The organism is methanotrophic endosymbiont of Bathymodiolus puteoserpentis (Logatchev), assembly GCF_900128525.1.
Lineage (GTDB): Bacteria > Pseudomonadota > Gammaproteobacteria > Methylococcales > Methylomonadaceae > Methyloprofundus.
The window spans coordinates 1-1728 of record NZ_FQTQ01000030.1 but is presented as its reverse complement, the minus strand read 5'-3'; the positions used below and the strand labels follow the sequence as shown (position 1 = coordinate 1728).

2 protein-coding genes are annotated in these 1728 nt (G+C 34.9%); both read left to right on the top strand.

Features of this window, described 5'->3' with window-relative positions; genetic code table 11:
- Positions 1 to 191, top strand: a 191-nt coding sequence (locus tag BQ7314_RS01810) for a DDE-type integrase/transposase/recombinase (protein WP_174481997.1), incomplete at its 5' end; no start/stop codon positions are given.
- 541 nt (positions 192 to 732) lie between these two features.
- Positions 733 to 1728 (top strand): hypothetical protein (locus BQ7314_RS01805; protein WP_174481996.1); only part of this gene is annotated, 996 nt, incomplete at its 3' end.

Below are 1728 nucleotides of genomic sequence, written 5' to 3'. Positions count from 1 at the left end.
ATTTGAATAATATTATCGAACAGGACCATCGATTTATCAAAAAAATAACCAAACCAATGATGGGATTTAAAGCGTTTCACTCCGCTCAAGCAACGATTGCAGGAATTGAAACAGCACATATGATTCGGAAGAGACAGTTGTCCGAGGAAAATATGCCTGCTTATAAGCAATTTATGGCTTTAGCAGGATAGTTATGCCTGAAGACAAGGCGCTCTTCGCTTTCACTCAGCAATTCTCAATTTAAAGAAATTCAATAACTTATGCTTGGACATAGCTTAAATACAGGCTTCTGAGATTTTAAATTATTAAGTAATTTCAATAAAAATCACACAAACTGGAATTAAAATTGAGAAAAGTGCCTTTTTTTCATAGAAAAGGCGCTGAGTGCTGAAAAATCACTCAGGATCGAAATATAAAAGAACTGTAACTAATTGATTTATATTGATACTCCTAAATTGAGAATTGCTGGCTTTCACTAGTTCTTGCGACAGAACCAAATCAATGTGTTATGATTTTAAGTTACGCTGAATAGCTAGATAATAGTTTCAGAGGAAATAATCATTTGAAGTTTTTTTAAAAAAGGCTAAAACGTCTAATATATAGCAGATTATGCTGACATTGGTATTTTTTGAAAAAAACTTCAAACAGAATAAATCTCTATAGCCCTTATGTATCAAGATGTCTGGATTTTTCGTTCACACACTAGGTACTTATTTTAAATTGGAGAATAAAATGAAAAAATTAATTTTACTGGCAGTACCATTATTATTGGTATTGCCTAATTACGCTGTCGCTGATGTATTTGACGACTTCCCTATTAGCATGGATGCTCCTGTACCTGATGAAGGTAACAATGATGTTTCAAATGATACTACTATCCTAGATTGGAAGCGGCAAACATTACTTAAAGCAGCTAAGGATCATAGTGACAAAATGAAATCTGATGCAGATTCTATTGCTGAGAGAGATTCATCTAGGATTCATGATAGCGCTGTCCATGCTATATCTATAACTAGAACTCTTTATCATGACCTTGATAGCCTACGATATAAAGCTCAGCTAAAGTTTGAGTATTTGCAGGATCACCGTATTAAAAACCAAATGCCCCTTTATGATTTATCAAAGTTTGTAGAGAAGCATTTGTTACCGTTAGTCAATGGTACAGGACATAAGATTAGATTAGTCAGTGATGCCGAAAAATTAAGAAGAACCTTTTCGGAAGAAGTGGACCGTGCTGCGGGCATGAAAAACTGGATGAGTGCCCAGCGTAATTCGATTAATAATATATTAAGGAGAATTACTATAGTTGGAAACTCAACTGGAGTGGGCAGCTATCAGAGTGATATTGTTGAATTAAAGATTAAGGTAAATAAAGCCTATACTGCTATCTTAGACGATTATAATAATGCCATTGTCTTATCTAATGCTAGGACTAGTGCCAAAGAAGAGGTGCGCCTTGCGAGCCATGCTAAAGCTGATAAATATCTTGCGGATGAAACTGCCAGAATAAATATTATATACGAAGAGCACATAAAAAAGGAGTCTATTAAGAGAACACTGTATGAGTTTGTAGAAGATGTTATGCAAGACTACGAGCCGGCAGAGAAAGAATCAACAAAGTATGACCATAAGGGTTCTAAACCAGTAGAGAAAGAATCAACAAAGTATGACCATAAGGGTTCTAAACCAGTAGAGAAAGAATCAACAAAGTATGACCATAAGGGTTCT